Here is a 19,604-nt window from a genome sequence, read left to right on the forward strand (position 1 = left end):
CATTGACAGCGGGCGAGGCATGCCTCGGCCCTACGGGATTCCACGCTGTCGTAGGGGTCGGGCATGCCCGACCCGACAGGCGGCAAATATCTTCATCTTATCTGTGTCATTTGACAACGACCCCTTCGGGGGTCGCTTTTTTAAGCCGCAACGTGGCCACCATCGCCAGACAAACCAGCAGCCCACTCAGCAGATAGATAATCGGCACACCCGCGTAGCTCATCACCAGGCCTGCCAGCGGTCCGGTAATGCCCAGCGCCAGATCCATAAACGCCGTATAGGTTGCCAGCGCACTGCCCTGATTTTGTGGCGGCACCACTTTTACCGCCACCACGCCAATCGCCGGGAACACCAGTGAGAACCCGGCTCCGGTCAGCAACGCACCGACACGTGCCAGCCACGGATCCCACGCCCCCCAGACCATAAACAGGCCGATGGCTTCCACCGCAAAACAGACCAGCGCCACATTCAGCCCGCCGTGGCGGGCAATGGCATTGGGGAACAGTAGCCGGGTACATACAAAGGCCACGCTGAACAACGTCAGCGCAAAGGCCGCGCCATCCCACCCTTTATCCTGATAAAACAGCGTGATAAAGGTCGCAATAACGCCAAAACCCACCGATCCCATTGCCAGCAGCAGGCCAAAACTCCAGATGCGGCCGAGCACAGCGCGGAATGGCAGTGGCTTGCCTTTATTGCTTTTCACCGGGGCTCGTGGTAACGCCAGAAGAATACCCACCAGCGCAATCGCCGTGATAATCCCTGCCAGCAGCATCAGGCCGCCCCAGTGATAAATAGCCACACCAAGCGGTGCGCCAATCGCCATCGCCCCGTAGGTGAAAATCCCGTTCCAGGAGATCACCCGGCCAATATGCAGCGATCCCACCACCCCAACCCCCCACAAGGTTGAGCCGGTCCCGGCAAAGCTCTGTCCAACGCCAAGTATCAGCCGGCCTGCACACAGCAGCAGCAGGCTCAGCAACGGCAGCCCACTGTTCAACGCCGCCAGCAGGTAGCAAATCCCGCTGATAAAGCAGCCGCACAGGCCAACAATCACCACTTTTTTCGGGCCCCACAGGTCGGCATAGCGCCCGGCATGGGGACGACTCAACAGCGTGGTGAAGTATTGCAGGCTGATCACCAGCCCCGCCCAGAAGGCGCTGTAGCCCATCACATCGTGGACATAGCCAGGCAGCACAGCCAGCGGTAAACCGATGGTCATATAGCTGGCGAAATTGAACATCACTACGGAGAAAATACGCAGATTTAAGCGAAAGCCACTTAGCGATATGGCTCCGACGGGCTGCTCAGACATGAAAATCCTGCTCGCAGGGAAAAATGGATGAAATGCCACTATACGCGAAATAGCAGAACCGGTAGCTAGCGCTGGCGTCTTTCTTCCGCCATAAATCCGTCATACAGCCTCCCTATACTTCCCCGCACAAAGTCCCAAAGAGGATAACAAGATGACCTGTTCCCCCACTTCCGTCACGCTGGAAGGCATCCACTATGCCTTCGGCACGCAGACGGTGCTCAACCATCTCGATCTTCATATCGAGGCGGGTAGCATTGTCGCCCTGCTTGGCCCCTCCGGCTGCGGCAAAAGTACCCTTCTGAAACTGCTGGCTGGATTGCTGCAACCGCAGCAGGGCACGCTGCAATTTGGCGAACGCCTGATTGCCAGCCCGGGCCACTGCCTGCCCCCTGAACAACGCGATATCGGTATGGTTTTTCAGGATTACGCCCTGTGGCCGCATATGAGCGTGGCGCAAAACGTTGCCTTTCCCCTGCTGATGCGCCGGGTGGCTGCGCGCGAACGCGACGAGCGGGTGATGGCCGCCCTGCAACGCGTTGGTCTGGCGGATTTCGCCGGGCGTAAACCCGCCGATCTCTCCGGGGGGCAGCAGCAGCGCGTAGCGCTGGCGCGGGCGATTATCGCGGAACCGAAGATTCTGCTGTTCGATGAACCGCTCTCCAATCTTGATCGCGATTTACGTGAATCTCTGTGTCGCGAGATGGCCAGTCTGTTGCGCCAGCTCGGTACGACCGCCGTGTATGTCACCCACGATCGCAGCGAAGCCGAAATGCTGGCTGACCGTATCGTCTGGCTGTCTGCCGGGTCTGTTTCTGCACTTCAAACCGTTACGTCACTCTCTGGGGAACTCGCATGACCTTGTTAAACTCGATGAAAAAAGGAGCACTTTTCGCGATGCTGTTATCTTCCGGCATGATAATGAATGATGCACAGGCGCTGACGGTTTACACCGCCGGGCCGGGATCGCTGGCGAAAAGCCTCGCGGCGGGCTTTGAGAAACAGAGCGGCGTGAAGGTCAATATTTTCCAGGCCACCACCGGCAAGGTCATGGCACGACTGGAGGCCGAACAGGCGAATCCTCAGGCCGACATCCTGATCTCCGCCTCCTGGGATACGGCCGAAGAGCTTGAGAAGCGTGAGTGGCTGCTGCCCTATCAAAGCCCGAATGCCGAAAAGGTGCCCGCCGCGTTCAAAACCGATGCGTATGTGGCCCAGGGCATTTCAGCGCTGGGGATTGTCTGGAATACCAAAAGCGGCACCCCGGAGCCGAAAGAGTGGAACGACCTGACCAGTGCAGCCTTTAAAGACCGCGTAACCACCCCCGATCCCTCGCTCTCCGGTGCCTCGCTTGACCTGCTTATCGGCCTGCAAAACAGCATGGGCGACCGGGCCTGGCAGCTGTTCAGTCAGTTGAAGATGAACGGGATGGTGATTGCCGGGCCTAACGCTCAGGCGCTGACCCCGGTGTTACAGGGCGCAAAAGCCGCCGTCTTTGGCGCAGTGGATTACGTTTCCTATAACAGCATTCAGGAGGGTGAAGCGATCAAAGTGATCTTCCCGGCCAGCGGTACGGTGGTGGCACCACGTCCGATGATGATCCTGAAAAGTACGCAGCACGCGGCGGATGCCAAAGCCTTTATCGACTATGTGCTGTCGGAAGAGGGGCAACAGAAAGTGGCCGATGCCTGGTTAATGCCCGCACGTTCTGACGTCGGCGCAAAACGCCCACTGCTCAGTGACCTGAACATTCTGCCAGCCCAAAGCGGTGGTAACGCCGACCGTGGCTCCGTCCTGCAACGCTTTGGCACACTGTTCAGCCATCCTTAATTCTCCCCGGGCGGCGCCTCTGCGTCGCCCCGCAGGAACCCACAATGACCTCTCGTTTACTTCCGCTGCTGACCGTGGCGCTGCTGCTTATTCTGGTCGCCCTGCCGCTGTTGTTTATTCTGCTACAGGCGCTGTTTCCCGCGCTGGCACAGGGATCGCTGGCCGGTGCCTTTACCCCGATCACGACGCTGCTGGCCGATCCGCAGTTGCCCGCGCTACTCAGCGGTACGCTGAAAACCGGCCTGAGCGTAGCGTTGCTCAGCGCGCTGGTAGGCATTCCTCTCGGCACGCTGCGCGGGCTGTTTCATTTGCCGCTGGCGCGTGTCTGGGATCTACTGCTGCTGATCCCGTTCCTGACTCCACCCTATATTTCTGCCCTCAGCTGGATGCTGGCGCTGCAACATAACGGCTATCTGTATCAGGCGATCGGTCTCGATCTCAACGATCTACTGTTCAGTCAGGGCGGCATTACGCTGGTGATGACGCTGAATATTTTCCCGGTGGTCTACTTTGCCGTGTCGCGCAGTCTGCTGGCGAGCGGACAGCAGCTGGCCATCGTGGCACGGGTACATGGCGCCAGCGCATGGCGGGCTTTCTGGCACATTACCCTACCCATGCTGCTGCCTGCGCTGGCCGCCGGCATCCTGCTGGCCTTTACTCTGGCGATTGAGGAGTATGGCGTTCCCGCCGCGCTCGGTTCACGTGCGGGGGTTGTGATGTTGACCGTTGGTATTGAGGAGCGCCTGGCAGACTGGCCGATCGACCTGCCGGGATCGTCGCTGCTCTCCATGCTGCTGGTGATGGTGGCGCTGGCGGCGTTCGCTTTGCAGAAGAAGCTGGTCGGCAACAAAGATGTCACCAGTATTAACGGCAAGCCCGCGCAGAACAGCGGCATTTCGCTCGGTGCCTGGCGCGCACCGGTGCTGCTGCTGTTTTGCCTGATGGCGTTACTGATGGTGGTGCTCCCGATGAGCTCCATGCTGCTGACGTCACTGCTTTCCACGCTATCCGGCGGGATGCATCTCAGCAATCTGACGCTACGCCATTTCGCGGCGCTGTTTGCGCTACAGGGTGATGCCCTGACGGCGCTCTCCACCAGCCTCGGCCTGGCGCTCGGCGCGGCAGTGATCACCGGGTTGTTAGGGTTTCTGGCGGCCTGGCTGGTGGTGGTACGGCGTATTCGCGGTGCTGCGCTGATCGATGCGTTGTCTCTGCTCCCGGCCGCGCTGCCGGGCGTGGTGGTCGGCGTTGGGCTGATCCTGCTATGGAATCAGCCGTTCTGGCCGCTGACACCCTATAACAGCTGGCCGATCCTGTTGCTCTCCTACTGTTGCCTGCTGCTGCCCTGGCCGGTGCGCTATGTCAGCAGCGCGCTCAAACAACTGGGCAGCAACCTGGAGCCGGCAGCGCGTGTGCACGGCGCCAGCGCCTGGGCAGCATTGCGCCATATCGTGCTGCCGCTGGTGTTCCCCAGCCTGCTGGCCGCAATGCTGATGGTGTTTGCCATCGCCTCGCGCGAGCTGGTGACGTCGCTGCTGCTGGCCCCGGCGGGCACCCAGACAGTATCGGTCTTTATCTGGCGTCAGTTCGAGCAGGGTTCCGTGGGTCAGGGAATGGCGATGGCCAGCATTGCGATGGGCACCGGGCTGGCGTTGATGCTCACTGCGTTGGCGATCCTGCAACGACGCGAGCGCGGATAAATCCGGGTCGGGCGTGCCCGACCCCTACGAAACACCCGCGTGCCCGACCCCGACCCAACACCTGCATACCTTTCCATTGTCACCGGGTCGGGCGTGCCCGACCCCTACAAAACACCCGCGTGCCCGACCCCGACCCAACACCTGCATACCTTTCCATTGTCACCGGGTCGGGCGTGCCCGACCCCGACAAAACTTCATTGCCGTAGGGGCGAGGCATGCCTCGCCCGTTACCAACGGAAAAACACGACCATTCCTAAAGTGAATGGCTGTCGCGCCAGAGCCGCTACACTTGCTGCGCATATTGTCAAAACGGAGACGCAATGAAGTCATTGCCGCAGGAGAAGATCGGGCAAAATATTTTGCTAAAACTGGCTACGCTGGTGGTAATTCTGGGCGGCATCAAGCTGTCGGCAGAGATCGTGGTGCCGTTCCTGATGGCGCTGTTTTTCGCCATCGTGCTGAACCCGCTGGTGAGCTGGCTGATGCGGCGAAAAATGCGCCGTGGTGTTGCTATCAGCCTGGTCGTGGTGGTGGTGCTGATTGGGCTGGCGCTGCTGATCGCCATGATTGCCGGGTCATTGCAGGAGTTTGGCGAAGTCTACCCACAGCTTCAGGCGCAGGCGGAGCAAAAACTGGCCCTGGTGCAACACGTTGCCGCCCGTTTTCATATCATGATTTCCCCTGAGTCGCTGGCACAGCGGCTGGACCCGAATGCAGTGATGGATGTCGCCACCACCATGCTGGGGCAGTTTTCCGGGGCAATGGCGCAGATCGTTCTGGTGATGATGACGGTGATTTTTATGCTGTTTGAGGTTCATCATCTGCCGTACAAGCTACGTTACGCGCTGGTCAATCCGCAGATCCGTATTGCCGGCATGCATAAGGCGCTGAAGGGGGTCACCCACTATCTGGCACTGAAAACGCTGATCAGTCTGGCAACGGGTGTGCTGGTCTGGCTGGCGCTGCTGGCCCTGGGGGTGAAGTTCGCGCTGCTGTGGGGTGTGGTCGCTTTCGTGCTGAACTTTGTGCCGAATATCGGGCCCGTGATTGCCGGTATTCCCCCCGTGTTGCAGGCGCTGTTGCTGAACACGCCGCTGGAAGCCGGGCTGGTCGCGGCACTGTTTATCGCCATTCATATGCTGCTGGGCAATCTGCTGGAACCCAGAGTGATGGGACGCGGGCTGGGGCTGTCGAGTCTGGTGGTGTTCTTGTCGCTGATATTCTGGGGCTGGCTGCTCGGCCCGGTGGGAATGCTACTCTCTGTCCCACTGACCAGCGTCTGTAAAATTCTGATGGAAACCACCCCCGGCGGCGGCAAGCTGGCGATCCTGTTGGGGAATGGGCGCAAATCAATTTAATCCTCACGGGTCGGGCATGCCCGACCCCTACAAAAACCCTACTGGCCGATATGCCAATCCGTGTTATTCGATAAACAATCGGTCATACACATGCTGTAAATGGCGTTCCATGCAGGCCCGTGCCTGAACGGCATCCCGGGCGATGATGGCACGGGCAATGTCTTCATGATCCTGGTTCATCTCACGCGGGAAATCGCTCTCCGCGTAGTGGCTCTCCAGCCGCACAAAGCGCGAGCTTTTACGTTTATTCCACAGATATTCCATCATATCGCGCAGCACTTCATTCCCGGTCATCTCGGCGATCAGCAAATGGAAACGCTTATCTTCCCGCAGGAATTTCTCATCATTAACGTGTAACTGGATGAGGTCCTGGGTGATCTCCTGCAATTCGGCACGCTGATCGTCACTGCCGTTGCGCGCCGCCAGTTCAGCCGTCATCGCTTCATAGACTTGACGAGCCTGGATCAGCGCCTTCAGGCTGAACTCCTCTTCAACCAGTGTATCTTCGCTTTGCGGCAGCGGATTCATCACGTAAACGCCATTGCCGGTGCGAATTTCCACCCAGCCGGTAATCTCCAGAGCAATCAGGGCCTCACGAATCGACGAACGACTGACGCCCAGCTGCTTCGCTAACTCACGCTCCGGCGGCAAAATGGCACCGGCGGGAAACTGTCCCTTTTTAATGCAGCCAATCAGCAGGTTAGAAATCTGCCGGTAAAGGCGTTCGACTTTCAGTGTTGGTAATTCCATACCCGTTCCAGGCGGCAAAGATGATGGCAGAGCTTATCACAAGGCCCCACAGCCGGGCGAGGCATGCCCCGCCCCTACGGTGTATCCGGCATCACCACCTGATCCCGTATTGGGAAAAATGCTCATGCTGCGATCGCGATCACGGAACCCACAGGCCCTTCGCATTTATGCTCTGGTCCAGCGGCCTGACCACTGGGCCAGACAATGTAACCTGTGACTTTCTGATAAGAAAACGGCCGTTGAGCCGTACAAGGAACACCGATGACGGTTTCAGCCTTTGAATCACCCTTACAAAAATCCAGCCGCCTCAAACGGATACAGACCGTTTCGCTGACGCTGCTGTTCCTCGCCGGGATCATTAACTTCCTCGATCGCGGATCGTTATCGATCGCTAATGCCGCGATCCGCAACGATCTTGGCCTGTCGGCCACCGAGTTTGGCGTGCTGCTCTCGGCATTTTCTCTCTCTTACGGTATTTCCCAGTTGCCCAGCGGCCTGCTGCTGGACCGCTTCGGCCCGCGTATCGTGCTGGGCGGCGGCCTGCTGTTCTGGTCGGTGATGCAGGCGATGGCTGGTGCAGTCAACAGTTTCAGCCACTTCATTATGCTGCGTATTGGTCTGGGGATAGGCGAAGCGCCGTTTATGCCGAGCGGCGTTAAAGTCGTCAACGACTGGTTTAATGCTCGTGAACGTGGCCTGCCGATGGGGATCTTTAACTCCTCCACTACCTTTGGTCAGGCGTTCGCCCCGCCGATCCTCGTGGCGCTGATGCTGGCCTTCGGCTGGCGCATGATGTTTGTGATTATCGGTGTGGCCGGGGTGGCGATTGCTCTCTGCTGGTATGCCTGGTATCGCAACCGCGACCGTTTTGCCCTGACGCCGGAGGAGCAGCAGTACCTCGATCAAGGCTCCATGCCGTCACAGAAAACCCGCGTATCGCTGAAAGAGTGGGGCGCGTTGTTTAAGAAGCGCACCGTATGGGGAATGATCCTCGGCTTCAGCGGCGTGAACTACACCGGCTGGCTGTATCTCTCGTGGCTGCCGGGTTATTTACAGGCCGAGCGCGGTCTGAGCCTGACCAGCACTGGCTGGGTCGCCGCCATTCCCTTTCTGTTTGGTTCGATAGGGATGCTGGTGAATGGCACCGTTGCTGACCGTCTGGCACGCCGTGGCTATGCGCTGGCGAAAACCCGCAAGGCGCTCATCTGCCTGGGCCTGGTCTGTTCCGCTGCCTGTACCCTGTTAGTGGTGCAATCCACCTCAACCGCCATGGCCGTCGGTTTTATCAGTCTGGCGCTGTTCTTTGTGCATTTTGCCGGGACGTCCGCCTGGGGGCTGGTACAGGTCATGGCACCGTCACGCATGGTGGCCTCGGTCAGCAGTATTCAAAACTTCGGTAGCTTTATCTGTGCCTCATTCGCCCCGATTGTCACCGGCTGGGTAGTCGATACCACCGGTTCGTTCAATATGGCGCTGGTGATCTGCTCCTGCGTGACCTTCGCAGGCGCACTGGCTTATTTCTTTATCGTGAAAGATCCGATTGCGGATTAATTAGCTAAATCATTCAACATCAGGGGCGTTATCGCAGGCAGATAGTCCCGAAAGGAGAACGTATGGAACATACATGGCGCTGGTACGGCCCTAACGATCCGGTTTCGCTGGATGATGCTCGCCAGGCGGGTGCGACGGGCATCGTGACCGCTCTGCACCATATCGCTAACGGCGAGGTGTGGCCGGTGGAAGAGATCAAAGCCCGTCAGGCTCTGCTGGCAGAGAAAGGCCTGGTCTGGTCGGTGGTTGAAAGTGTGCCGATCCACGAGTCGATTAAAACCCAGCGCGGCGACTACAAAAAGTACATCGCCAACTATCAGCAATCACTGCGCAATCTCGGTGCCTGCGGCATCGACACCGTGTGCTACAACTTTATGCCGGTGCTGGACTGGACGCGTACCGATCTCGGCTGGACGTTACCGGACGGGGCAAAAGCGTTGCGCTTTGACCATATTGCCTTTGCCGCCTTTGAGCTGCATATCCTGCAACGCCCCGGTGCGCAGCAGGATTATGACGCGCAAGAACAGCGCGAAGCCGCCGCCTGTTTTGCCGCCATGAGCCAGGAAGCGATCGATACCCTGACGCGCAACATTATCGCCGGGCTGCCGGGCGCAGAAGAGGGTTACACGCTGGAACAGTTCCAGGCGCAGTTATCCCAATACGATGGCATCGACAAAGCGCAGTTGCGTGAACATATGGCCGAATTTTTGCGTGCCATCGTGCCGGTGGCGAAAGAAGCCGGGATTGTGCTGGCGGTACACCCGGACGATCCACCGCGTCCGATACTCGGCCTGCCGCGCATTGTGTCCACTATCGACGATATGCAGTGGCTGAAAGAGACCGTCGACAGCGTACATAACGGTTTCACCTTCTGTACCGGCTCTTACGGCGTACGCGCCGACAACGACCTGGTAAAAATGGCGGAAACCTTTGCCGACCGAATTCACTTTGCCCATCTGCGTTCTACGAAGCGCGAAGCGAACCCGAACAGCTTCCACGAAGCCGCCCACCTGGCGGGAGATGTTGATATGGTCGGCGTGATTAAGGTGATTCTGGCCGAGGAGCAGAAGCGCCGCCATGCGGGCAACCAGCGCGCCATTCCGCTGCGCCCGGACCACGGACACCAGATGCTGGATGATCTGCATAAAAAAACCAATCCGGGTTATTCCGCGATTGGTCGCCTGAAGGGGCTGGCGGAGATCCGCGGCGTAGAGTTAGCGTTAAAACAGATTTTCTTCAACGCGGAATAATATCGATCTCAGGCAGGTGCAAACAAGGCACCTGCCGTGTGAAGCAGACATATCAGTCAACAATAAACAGCTGCGCACCGCTGTCGGTCCACGAACGGTGCGCTTCCGCATTATCCGCCACCTGATAGCTCATCCCCGCCGTCAGGGTAAACACGCGGCCATCATCCAGCTCAGTGTGTAGCTCACCGGACAGACACAGCAGAATATGCCCCTTGCTGCACCAGTGATCCGCCAGATACCCGGCGGTATAATCCACCCTTCTCACCCGAACCTCACCAAACTGCTGAGTCCGCCACCAGGCCGTACCGGTTTCTCCCGGATGTTCCGTTGCTGTCAGCGTTGACCAGTCCGTGGTGCCAAAAGGGATATCGTTCATCTTCATTATCAGGCTTCCGTGAGTAGTGAAAAAAATAAACTACGTCAGAAGGATACGCGCCGCAAGCCCAGCCGTTCGGGTGGAAAAGAAAGAGAAGTGGTAAAGATTTCAGTATGAGTGATGGTGAATTCAACCGCTTTTTGCATAATAATAACGCTGATGCACAGTGTGCCTGTCACATCAGGCATAAGCGCAAGCAAAAAGGACTTATTTAGTGATTGCCCCGGTGCGCCGATAACCACCGGGTAGTAAAAGGCATTTTTCAATCATCTACCGCCGCTGCGATCCATTCAGGCAGCTAACAGGGGAACCGCTTGCAAGCTCTCGCAAAGCCGAAGAAGAAAAAGTATATCTGGCTGACTCTTACCGGGCTGTTGCCACTGGTACTCTGTCTTATTTTTGCCTTTATTGAAGCCCGTAAAACGGTGATCCACCAGCAAACACTCACGGCCTCTATGCTACTTGCTCAGGCCGATAATGTCAGCGATCTTGCGTGGAAGATGACCGACCTCTTGCAGCAGTTCCGTCCCCGTGAGTGCTCGGATATTCGTCTGCAGCTCCAGCAGTTCGGCACGCTCTACCCCTACTTCCGTTCCGTAGGTCTCACCCGCGGTAACGAAATCTATTGCTCCTCCGCTTTTGGCACCACCCGGGGAACCCTGGAAACAATGGTACGAGGCGCGCTCCCGGTCGGAAGCGCGCCGTCATGGTCATGGTCCGTTGCGGGAACCTTTGGTGTGAAAGATCGGCCTGCGGTGGTGTTTATACGTGAAACCGACCCCACCTTTGGCACCTATGCTGTCATTGATGGTCAGTACCTGATCGACTTTATGACTGCCGTCGGCCTTAAGCGTGGCTACCATATCACCATGCAGTTTGGCGGTGGCTACCGCATTTCCAGCGGTAAACCCTTGTATATCTATCAGGGTGTTCTGGGCACCAGTAGCTATACCAGCCAGTCCAGCCGTTACCCGATTACCATCAACATCACCGCCCCCCGTGCTGAAGCACTGCAAAGCTGGCGGCAGATAATGTTCACCTTCTTGCCGATGGCGATCATTCTTTCACTGCTGTTTGTCGTCATCACCAATAAATGGTTGAATCGTAAGGCTTCCTTCCGTGACGAAATCCACCGGGGCATTGTCCATGATGAGTTCACGGTGAATTACCAGCCAGTTTATAACCAGCTGACCGGGCAGTTATCCGGGGCTGAATCGCTGCTGCGCTGGCAGCGCCCCGACGGAAGCTGGGTGCGCCCGGATATCTTTATCGCGGCCGCGGAAGACGAAGGAATGATCATCCCGCTGACCCGCCATCTGCTGACGCTGGTCGCCAAAGACTGTGCCGACTGGCAGGTTCCACCCGGTTTTAATCTGGGCATCAACCTCGCTGCCGAACACCTGCAACACCCGGACTTTGTGAGCGATATGCGCCATTTCTCTCGCGAAATTGCCCATCTGAACGCCTGCATTACGCTGGAACTGACGGAACGCAGCCTGATCCGTGATGGTATTGAGGTCGGGAAAAAACTGTCGGAGCTGCGTCGTGAGGGGATGAAGGTGGCTATCGACGATTTCGGTACCGGGCACTGTTCACTGACCTATCTGCAAACGTTCCCGATCGACTATCTGAAAATCGATAAGGGGTTCGTCAACGCCATTGAATCGATTGAGGGCGAAACGCCGGTGCTGGATGCCATTATCCTGCTGGCGCAGAAGCTGGCGATGAAGGTGGTGGCAGAAGGTGTGGAAAGTAACATGCAGCTGGAATATCTGAAAAATCGCGGCGTTGAGTACATTCAGGGTTATTACTATGCCCGTCCGATGGGCAATGAGGAACTGATGCAGTGGATTGCGCAGCGCGATATCAATGGCAGCAAGCCCTGAGTCGATTAAATACGACGCTTTTGCGCAGCGCGCAGCGCGACGTCTATGGTATCGTCCGCCGGGCACGCCACGAATTGCCCCCCCTCGCCGCAGGCATCCAGCATCTGGCGGCGGGCAGCCACACGTTTATTAATGCGCGCCAGCGTTGGCATAATCTGGTCAGCCAGCTGGCGGTATTCCGCATGCCGTTCGCGGGCCTGCACCGAGGCCGTCCGTTCAGCCAGTAACGCGCTTAATGACTGGAAACGCAGGATCAGACGATACGCCCGGCCGGATACCAGCCCTTCTCCCCGCAGTGCCTTGACCTGTTCACCCAGATTTTCACTGTTCAGCGACAACGTTTGCAGCACATTTTCCACGCTTGAGGCGCAGTGAAGCCACTCATTAGTCTGCGCTGTTTTGCCACCGTTCACGCTGGCAACGCCATCGGATAAGACGTGAGTACGGCAATAATACTTTAGATTTTCTTCAACACTGTCCAACATAATCAGCCAGTGGTTTTGGAAATTATTGTTTTTGGTCTGACTCACATCGTCCCCCTAAAAGGCGGCGACGAGTATTACTGATAGATGACAGCCGATCAAGAGCAGAAAGAGGAATTTTTTAAGATTATTCCCACCAAGCCAATGATAAGATTAACTTATTAATCTACAGATGACTGACACCTCACATTTAATTCTCCAGCACAGTGCTAATTCGCAGAATGAACCGCTGTGGAAACGCCGATTTTTGCCATCTCAGATAAGAGGTTTCTTACTGAAATTATGTCAGCTTGCGAAGAGCCTATATACTGTATAGCTGGCAGAGTGCGCTGCCGTACCGTATTGGCTCATACCAATGCCTGACGATGGCGCATTTTGCAGTTGGTTTTCTCCCGTGAGCGGTCAATCACACCACGGGTCTGACCACAGCGGCGAGATATTTATCCAGGAAAAACAGAAAATTACAGGGTGCTCTATATGAAGCTACGTAGGAAGCGTGTCAAGCCGATTGGGTTAAAAGACGTTACCATCATTGACGATACCAGATTACGCAAGGCGATCACCGCCGCCTCATTAGGCAATGCCATGGAGTGGTTCGATTTCGGTGTTTATGGCTTTGTTGCCTATGCACTGGGGCAAGTTTTCTTCCCAGGCGCCGATCCCGGCACACAAATGATTGCCGCTTTAGCAACCTTCTCCGTTCCTTTCTTAATCCGTCCATTAGGTGGCTTGTTCTTTGGCGCTCTGGGGGATAAGTACGGACGCCAGAAAATCCTGTCTATCACCATCATCATTATGTCGATCAGTACCTTCTGTATCGGCTTAATTCCCTCCTATGCCTCAATTGGTATCTGGGCGCCGATCCTGCTGCTGCTGTGTAAAATGGCACAGGGCTTCTCGGTCGGGGGTGAGTATACCGGCGCATCGATCTTCGTTGCTGAGTACTCTCCTGACCGTAAGCGCGGCTTTATGGGTAGCTGGCTGGACTTCGGTTCTATCGCCGGGTTCGTTCTGGGTGCGGGACTGGTGGTGCTGATTTCAGCCATTATCGGCGAAGCAAACTTCCTTGAGTGGGGCTGGCGTATTCCGTTCTTTGTTGCTCTGCCGTTAGGCATCATCGGGCTTTACCTGCGCCACGCGCTGGAAGAGACGCCAGCGTTCCAGCAGCACGTAGATAAGCTGGAACAGGGCGACCGTGAAGGCCTGGCCGATGGCCCGAAAGTCTCGTTCAAAGAGATCGCCACTAAGCACTGGAAAAGCCTGCTGGCCTGTATTGGCCTGGTGATTGCTACCAACGTCACGTACTACATGCTGCTGACTTACATGCCGAGCTACCTGTCGCATAACCTGCACTACTCGGAGGATCATGGCGTGATGATTATCATCGCCATTATGCTGGGTATGCTGTTTGTGCAGCCCGTTATGGGCCTGATGAGCGACAAGTTTGGCCGTCGTCCGTTTGTGATTATTGGTAGCATCGCGCTGCTGGTGATGGCGGTGCCGTGCTTTATGCTGATTAACAGCGGCGTGATGGGGCTGATTTTTGCCGGCCTGCTGATCCTCGCGGTGATCCTGAACAGCTTCACTGGCGTGATGGCCTCTTCCCTGCCGGCCATGTTCCCGACCCATATCCGTTACAGTGCGCTGGCCAGTGCCTTTAACATCTCCGTACTGGTAGCGGGTCTGACGCCAACCGCCGTGGCCTGGCTGGTAGAAACCACCAATAATCTTTACATGCCAGCTTACTACCTGATGGTCGTGGCAGTGATTGGCCTGGTGACCGGGATTATGATGAAGGAAACCGCCAATATGCCGCTGCGTGGCGCCACCCCTGCCGCTTCAGATATGGCTGAAGCGAAAGAGATCCTGCAGGAGCATCACGATAACATTGAGCAGAAAATCGAAGATATTAGTGAGCAGATTAGCGAGCTGGAAGCCAAACGCTCCCGCCTGATTGATCAGCATCCGCGTATTAACGAGTAGTTCTGATTCTGATGATGAGGGCTGACCGGCCTGTCCGGTCGGCCCTTTTTTATCGGGCAAGCCTGACGCACTCAGAACTGGTATTTCATCCCTATATTCCCGCCGTAGCCTTCCACACCCTGCCCATAGCTGTGCTGGTAGGTCACATCGGCGTACAGGCTGAGAGCCGGATTAACCTGACCGCGAATCCCCGTCCCCAGCTGCCACCAGCCGGAGTGAATATCCGGTGAGAGACTCTCCTGATTCATCGCGATACTGGGAATTTTCCCCATCCGCTGCACCGTATCAACCTGCACCCAGGGCTGGACATCCTGCGCATCATAAAACAGCCTCACCCCACCACGCGCCTGCCCCATGACGTCATGGCTGCGATCGACTTTGGCACCACCCGCACGGATTTCACCATTGTGCAGATACTGCCCCATCAGTTGCAGCTGAGGTTCCAGCTTAAACTCGCCGCTGACGGTAAAAGGAACGCCCGTTTCAGCCGACAGCAGAGTACTGTAGCTGCCTTGCCCGGTGTTGTTGATACTTTTGTAGTGGTTACGATACCAGGTGACCTGACCCACGGTATCCAGATACGCCCCCTCCTCATTATCAGCCGTGAAATACCCCCCAAGGCTGTATGCCGTGGTATTAATTTTACCGGTATTGACCGACAAGCCACTACGCTGGCTACGAGCATAGTCACGTGCACTGCTGTGGATATCACCGAGGGTCACCATCACGCCTGAACGCGCCTGAATGTCAGGCGTTACACTCCCCCGCCACAGATCCCCCCCCAGCTGCATAAAGGCGGTGGTGCTGTCATACCCAAACTGGCCTGCTCCGTAGATATCATGCCGCCCATAGATGCGGCCCCAGGCGGCCTCGCCCTCCTGACGGGCACCAAGACGCTGATGGTAGGTTCCGGCCGCCGTGTAAGCATAAGCCGCATTGAGATAAGGCCCAATCAGGTAACCACTGGTCTCTGGACGATAGGGTGCCTCGGGAGCCGGTGCATTGGGGTCGACCACGGGCTTATAGCTGGACTGTAAGTACCATTCATGGCTGTTGACCGGGTTGAGGAAGTACTCATAGTTCCCGGCCAGTAAGGGTTGTGATTGTGTAAAGGTGACATCTTTCGTTTCCCCCGCCACGTTAATGACCGGAATACCCATGTGTGTCTCAGCCCCTTTCCCCCCCTGATTGGTGATATCTACCGTAAAATGGCCTGTGGCATCGCCCTTCACATTCAATCGATCGCTCGGTGAATCGTCGCCATCCAGCCGGGTATGAATACCAATATAGCCGCTGCCGCTCAGGTTATTGTTCACGGTCAGCGTATGGAAATCCTGACCATCAAACAGAACCTTGCCATCCAGCTGGAGCGTATTCAGATCGGAATCCCCGGTCATATTCCAGGTGCTGGTCGAATCCAGTAGGGTACTGCTGACATTTTTCATCATGCCGGTCAGAGTCGAACCGTTTTGCAGATTGAGGTTGACCTGATTACGCACAGAATCTGATATCACGTTGCCATTCAGGGTGGCGTTATCTGCCATCAGATTCACCTGGCTGTTGCGGGCATCTGCACCCTGAGCGTCTTTCAGGGTCAGAGCCTCAAGCACATTGCCATTGCCTCCGGTGGCGACCGTCCCGTTGCTCAGATTCAGATTCAGCGCACTGCCCAGTATTTGAAACGCACTGAAGCCGCCACTCTCTAGCTGAGTATTGTCGAGGGCAGCCTCGCTGAGGGCGTTACCATCTGTATATAATCCGGGGCCATCCGCCGTGACGATAGTACTGTTCGCCACGTTGAGCGTTCCCTTTCTCAACCATAGCCCAATGTTCTTTTCGCCTTTCATGGTCATGTTGATACCGTCGGCGTTGATTTTCGCACCGAGCGCTGCGGCCATCCCCGAACCCCCCGTTCCGGTGGCGGTAATCGATGAGTTGCTTATCGTCATATCACCTTTTGCGCCGCTGGACTGCACACCGGTACTGTTGTTCCCCGTTGTGAGCACATTGATATTTTTTGCATCCAACTGACTTTCCGTGACAATACCGCGACCTCTCTCACCGGTGATCGTGGCCTGAATATTGTCGAGTGATGCTTTACCGCCCTGTGCTGCCACCGCTATACCGTTCTCACCTGAAATGCTGAACACCGTATCCTTCACCTGCAGCAAGGAATCTTTGGTTGTTGTCCAGATGCCGTAAGCATCAGAACCCGATGTCTCGATATGACCTCCATTAACCTGCGCCGAACCGGCATATTCCAGGCTCACACCATGGGCAAAATCACCGGTGGTGTTGATATTCACGTTATTGAGAACACTTTGTCCTAGCGTCGATATCGCGGTGGCCGTTCTCCCCGTCGTGCTGATACTGCTGTCATTCAGGGTCAATGCAGAACCGGCCTGGTTGCTCTTTTCTACCAGAATCCCCTGGCCCAGATTACTCGCATTAATAATCAGACCGGATGCATTCAGCGTTGCGTTATTAACATGAATACCAAAACTGGAGCTCAGGCCATTGAGAATAATTTGGGAATCTTTTAGCGTTGCCTGAGTCTGTTGAGAGATTTCTATCATATTCAACATGGTGGGGCTATTTGCCGTTAATATCAGGCCATTACCATTAAGCGTTCCGCCCGCAATATCGATGCCCTCATTCATTCTGTTCCCCAGTGTAATATGGGTATTACTGAGATTCAGCGTTGAATTTCCGGTGGCCGAAATACCATAAGCATTTATCCCGGTAACATGAATATTGGTTCCATCCATGTTGAGCGTACCCTGAACAACATTGGCACCGTTGCCATAGCTTCCCTGGGTAGATATGGAGGCTTTATTGATGTCAGCCTGCGCCCCCTGAACGACCCGTACACCGTAAGAGCCAGAGCCGGAAGTGATAAAGTTGAGGTTCGGGTCCGTCACCAGGTGGCTGTTTTCACCACTGGCAGATAGCGCAGGCTGATTATTGCCCGTGGTCATATTTCCCTGACTGACCTGAAGTTTCTGACCATCGTTAACTTCCCATGGTGATGTTGCCGCAGCACTCAGAGGAAACAATAGTAGCGTCACGATATTGCAGGTAAATCGCTTATTCATTTTTCGCATAAAATCCCTTTATTACTTAACTCATCAATAAATACAAAACAGTCCATTTAAACGTCACAACATCATATTCCCCATTGGGTTTAACTCATAAATTAACAATAGGAAAGTACTTTATTCTTCGAAATAAAAAATGAAAAAAAACGATTAAGCCTCACTAATAAAAATAAAAAACAATAAAATAAAAACAGGCTGTAGCCACTCAGATTATCTGAAAGATATTTTTTCAGAATTAGGATTTCTCTAAGGTAATAGTGAATTACAGTGAACCATGTAAGAGGGATATCGCACTTTTTGCGGCAAAACTGGCGTACACTTTTCACCCTTCAATCAGGGGGGAATGGCTAAATTATCCCCATTCATCGGCGCAGATGGGCAGTTTGTGCGGCAAAAATCCAACTTTCTGCCCTCATAGCGCTACACTTCGCCCTGACCGTAAACTGAATCTGAGGTATTAAGTGAAAATTAAAAGCTACGCAGCAATGAAAGCAGGACAGGCTCTGGAGCTGTATGAGTTCGACGCAGGCGCGCTGAGTGCAGAGGAAGTGGAAGTCGAGGTGGAATACTGTGGCGTCTGCCATTCCGATTTGTCGATGATCGATAACGAATGGGGCATCTCTCAGTACCCGACTATCGGCGGTCATGAAGTGATCGGACGTGTCTCCGCGCTCGGGGATGCGGCAAAAAACAAAGGACTGTCTGTGGGTCAGCGCGTGGGCATTGGCTGGACGGCGAAAAGCTGTCAGCACTGCGATGCCTGCATTAACGGTGAGCAGGTGAACTGCGAACAGGGAACCATCCCGACAATTCTGAATAACGGCGGTTTCGCCGAGAAGCTGCGTGCAGACTGGCAGTGGGTGATCCCATTACCAGAAAGCCTGGATGCGGCGACCGCAGGCCCACTGCTGTGTGGGGGGATCACCGTGTTTAAACCACTGCTGATGAGCAACATTACCGCCACCAGCCGCGTCGGCGTCATCGGCATTGGCGGTCTTGGCCATATCGCGATTAAGATTCTGCGGGCGATGGGCGCTGAAGTGGTCGCATTCAGCTCCACACCGGATAAAAAGCAGTCCATCCTGGATCTGGGTGCCGATGAAGTGATCAACAGCCGTGACCCGGAAGCGTTGAAGTCACAGGCGGGCCGTTTCGACCTGATCCTCAGCACCGTTGCCGTTGACCTTGACTGGAAACCGTACTTCGATGCCCTGGCACCGAAAGGCAAATTCCACACCGTGGGTGCCGTGATGAAGCCGTTCCAGGTGGGCGCATTTGATTTGATCATGGGCGACAAAGCAGTGACCGGTTCGTCTACCGGATCGCCGGGCCAGCTGCGTTCGCTGCTGAAGCTGGCGTCACGTCGCGATATCGCGCCGCACGTCGAGTATTTCCCGATGTCGAAAATTAACGATGCGCTGGACCATGTGCGCGCCGGAAAAGCCAATTTCCGCGTGGTATTGAAAGCGGATTTTTAAGCCGTTGATCGTAACGGGCGGGGCATGCCCCGCCCCTACGAGATCCCCGGCATCATCCATTCCAGGGGCCAGCATGCCCCTGCGAGATCCCCGGCATCATCCATTCCAGGGGCCAGCATGCCCCTGCGAGATCCCCGGCATCATCCATTCCAGGGGCCAGCATGCCCCTGCGAGATCCCCGGCATCATCCATTCCAGGGGCCAGCATGCCCCTGCGAGATCCCCGGCATCATCCATTCCAGGGGCCAGCATGCCCCTGCGAGATCCCCGGCATCATCCATTCCAGGGGCCAGCATGCCCCTGCGAGATCCCCGGCATCATCCATTCCAGGGGCCAGCATGCCCCTGCGAGATCCCCGGCATCATCCATTCCAGGGGCCAGCATGCCCCTGCGAGATCCCCGGCATCATCCATTCCAGGGGCCAGCATGCCCCTGCGAGATCCCCGGCATCATCCATTCCAGGGGCCAGCATGCCCCTGCGAGATCCCCGGCATCATCCATTCCAGGGGCCAGCATGCCCCTGCGAGATCCCCGGCATCATCCATTCCAGG

The 19,604-nt window shown here is 56.1% G+C and carries 15 protein-coding genes; 9 read left to right on the top strand and 6 right to left on the bottom strand.

Going from position 1 to position 19,604, the window contains the following annotated elements; genetic code table 11:
• Positions 1 to 106 precede the first annotated feature (106 nt).
• The gene (locus WH277_RS03155; RefSeq protein WP_133844287.1) at positions 107 to 1,315 is read right to left on the bottom strand and encodes an MFS transporter; all 1,209 of its coding nucleotides are present in this window, start codon (positions 1,313 to 1,315) and stop codon (positions 107 to 109) included.
• Positions 1,316 to 1,466: 151 nt separating this feature from the next.
• Between WH277_RS03155 and WH277_RS03160 the strand changes: the two genes are divergently transcribed.
• The 4 genes from WH277_RS03160 (at position 1,467) to WH277_RS03175 (ending at position 6,200) form a co-directional block, all read left to right on the top strand.
• Positions 1,467 to 2,171: an ABC transporter ATP-binding protein gene (locus WH277_RS03160; protein WP_133844289.1), complete on the top strand. Its 705-nt coding sequence runs from the start codon at positions 1,467 to 1,469 to the stop codon at positions 2,169 to 2,171.
• Entirely contained in the window at positions 2,168 to 3,142 is a 975-nt protein-coding gene (locus tag WH277_RS03165; RefSeq protein ID WP_133844292.1) for an ABC transporter substrate-binding protein, read from the top strand. Before WH277_RS03160 ends, WH277_RS03165 begins: the two co-directional genes overlap by 4 nt.
• A gap of 44 nt (positions 3,143 to 3,186) precedes the next feature.
• Positions 3,187 to 4,842 (top strand): ABC transporter permease, encoded by a 1,656-nt coding sequence (locus WH277_RS03170; RefSeq protein ID WP_339504317.1) that lies wholly within the window; start codon positions 3,187 to 3,189, stop codon positions 4,840 to 4,842.
• 320 nt (positions 4,843 to 5,162) lie between these two features.
• Entirely contained in the window at positions 5,163 to 6,200 is a 1,038-nt protein-coding gene (locus WH277_RS03175; RefSeq protein ID WP_133844297.1) for an AI-2E family transporter, read from the top strand.
• Between the two features lie 63 nt (positions 6,201 to 6,263).
• Here the strand turns inward: WH277_RS03175 and WH277_RS03180 are convergent, their stop codons facing one another.
• Complete coding sequence (locus WH277_RS03180; protein WP_212815782.1) at positions 6,264 to 6,950, bottom strand: FadR/GntR family transcriptional regulator; 687 nt, start codon at positions 6,948 to 6,950, stop codon at positions 6,264 to 6,266.
• 261 nt (positions 6,951 to 7,211) lie between these two features.
• On the opposite strand from WH277_RS03180, the gene WH277_RS03185 reads away from it, so the two are divergent.
• Positions 7,212 to 8,501 (top strand): MFS transporter, encoded by a 1,290-nt coding sequence (locus tag WH277_RS03185; protein ID WP_133844301.1) that lies wholly within the window; start codon positions 7,212 to 7,214, stop codon positions 8,499 to 8,501.
• A gap of 62 nt (positions 8,502 to 8,563) precedes the next feature.
• On the top strand, positions 8,564 to 9,751 hold the full coding sequence (gene uxuA / locus WH277_RS03190; protein ID WP_133844304.1) for a mannonate dehydratase: 1,188 nt from the start codon (positions 8,564 to 8,566) through the stop codon (positions 9,749 to 9,751).
• A gap of 52 nt (positions 9,752 to 9,803) precedes the next feature.
• On the opposite strand, the gene WH277_RS03195 is transcribed toward uxuA, so the two are convergent.
• On the bottom strand, positions 9,804 to 10,133 hold the full coding sequence (locus WH277_RS03195) for a DHCW motif cupin fold protein (protein WP_133844306.1): 330 nt from the start codon (positions 10,131 to 10,133) through the stop codon (positions 9,804 to 9,806).
• A gap of 38 nt (positions 10,134 to 10,171) precedes the next feature.
• Positions 10,172 to 10,393: a hypothetical protein gene (locus WH277_RS03200; protein WP_159337791.1), complete on the bottom strand. Its 222-nt coding sequence runs from the start codon at positions 10,391 to 10,393 to the stop codon at positions 10,172 to 10,174.
• Positions 10,394 to 10,441: 48 nt separating this feature from the next.
• Here WH277_RS03200 and WH277_RS03205 point away from each other — a divergent pair, with 48 nt between their 5' ends.
• A complete protein-coding gene (locus tag WH277_RS03205) occupies positions 10,442 to 12,013 on the top strand; it encodes an EAL domain-containing protein (RefSeq protein WP_133844310.1) in 1,572 nt (523 codons plus the stop codon).
• Between the two features lie 5 nt (positions 12,014 to 12,018).
• Here the strand turns inward: WH277_RS03205 and WH277_RS03210 are convergent, their stop codons facing one another.
• The gene (locus tag WH277_RS03210) at positions 12,019 to 12,543 is read right to left on the bottom strand and encodes a hypothetical protein (protein ID WP_133844312.1); all 525 of its coding nucleotides are present in this window, start codon (positions 12,541 to 12,543) and stop codon (positions 12,019 to 12,021) included.
• A 429-nt stretch (positions 12,544 to 12,972) separates the two neighbouring features.
• Between WH277_RS03210 and proP the strand changes: the two genes are divergently transcribed.
• A complete protein-coding gene (proP, locus tag WH277_RS03215) occupies positions 12,973 to 14,478 on the top strand; it encodes a glycine betaine/L-proline transporter ProP (RefSeq protein WP_159337789.1) in 1,506 nt (501 codons plus the stop codon).
• 71 nt (positions 14,479 to 14,549) lie between these two features.
• Here proP and WH277_RS03220 read toward each other — a convergent pair whose 3' ends face one another.
• Positions 14,550 to 17,573, bottom strand: a complete 3,024-nt coding sequence (locus WH277_RS03220; RefSeq protein WP_339504325.1) for an autotransporter family protein — start codon at positions 17,571 to 17,573, stop codon at positions 14,550 to 14,552.
• Positions 17,574 to 18,037: 464 nt separating this feature from the next.
• On the opposite strand from WH277_RS03220, the gene ahr reads away from it, so the two are divergent.
• Complete coding sequence (gene ahr, locus WH277_RS03225) at positions 18,038 to 19,054, top strand: NADPH-dependent aldehyde reductase Ahr (RefSeq protein WP_133844318.1); 1,017 nt, start codon at positions 18,038 to 18,040, stop codon at positions 19,052 to 19,054.
• Positions 19,055 to 19,604 lie beyond the last annotated feature (550 nt).

It is taken from the genome of Erwinia sp. MYb416, assembly GCF_037479575.1.
Taxonomy (GTDB): Bacteria; Pseudomonadota; Gammaproteobacteria; order Enterobacterales; family Enterobacteriaceae; genus Erwinia; species Erwinia rhapontici.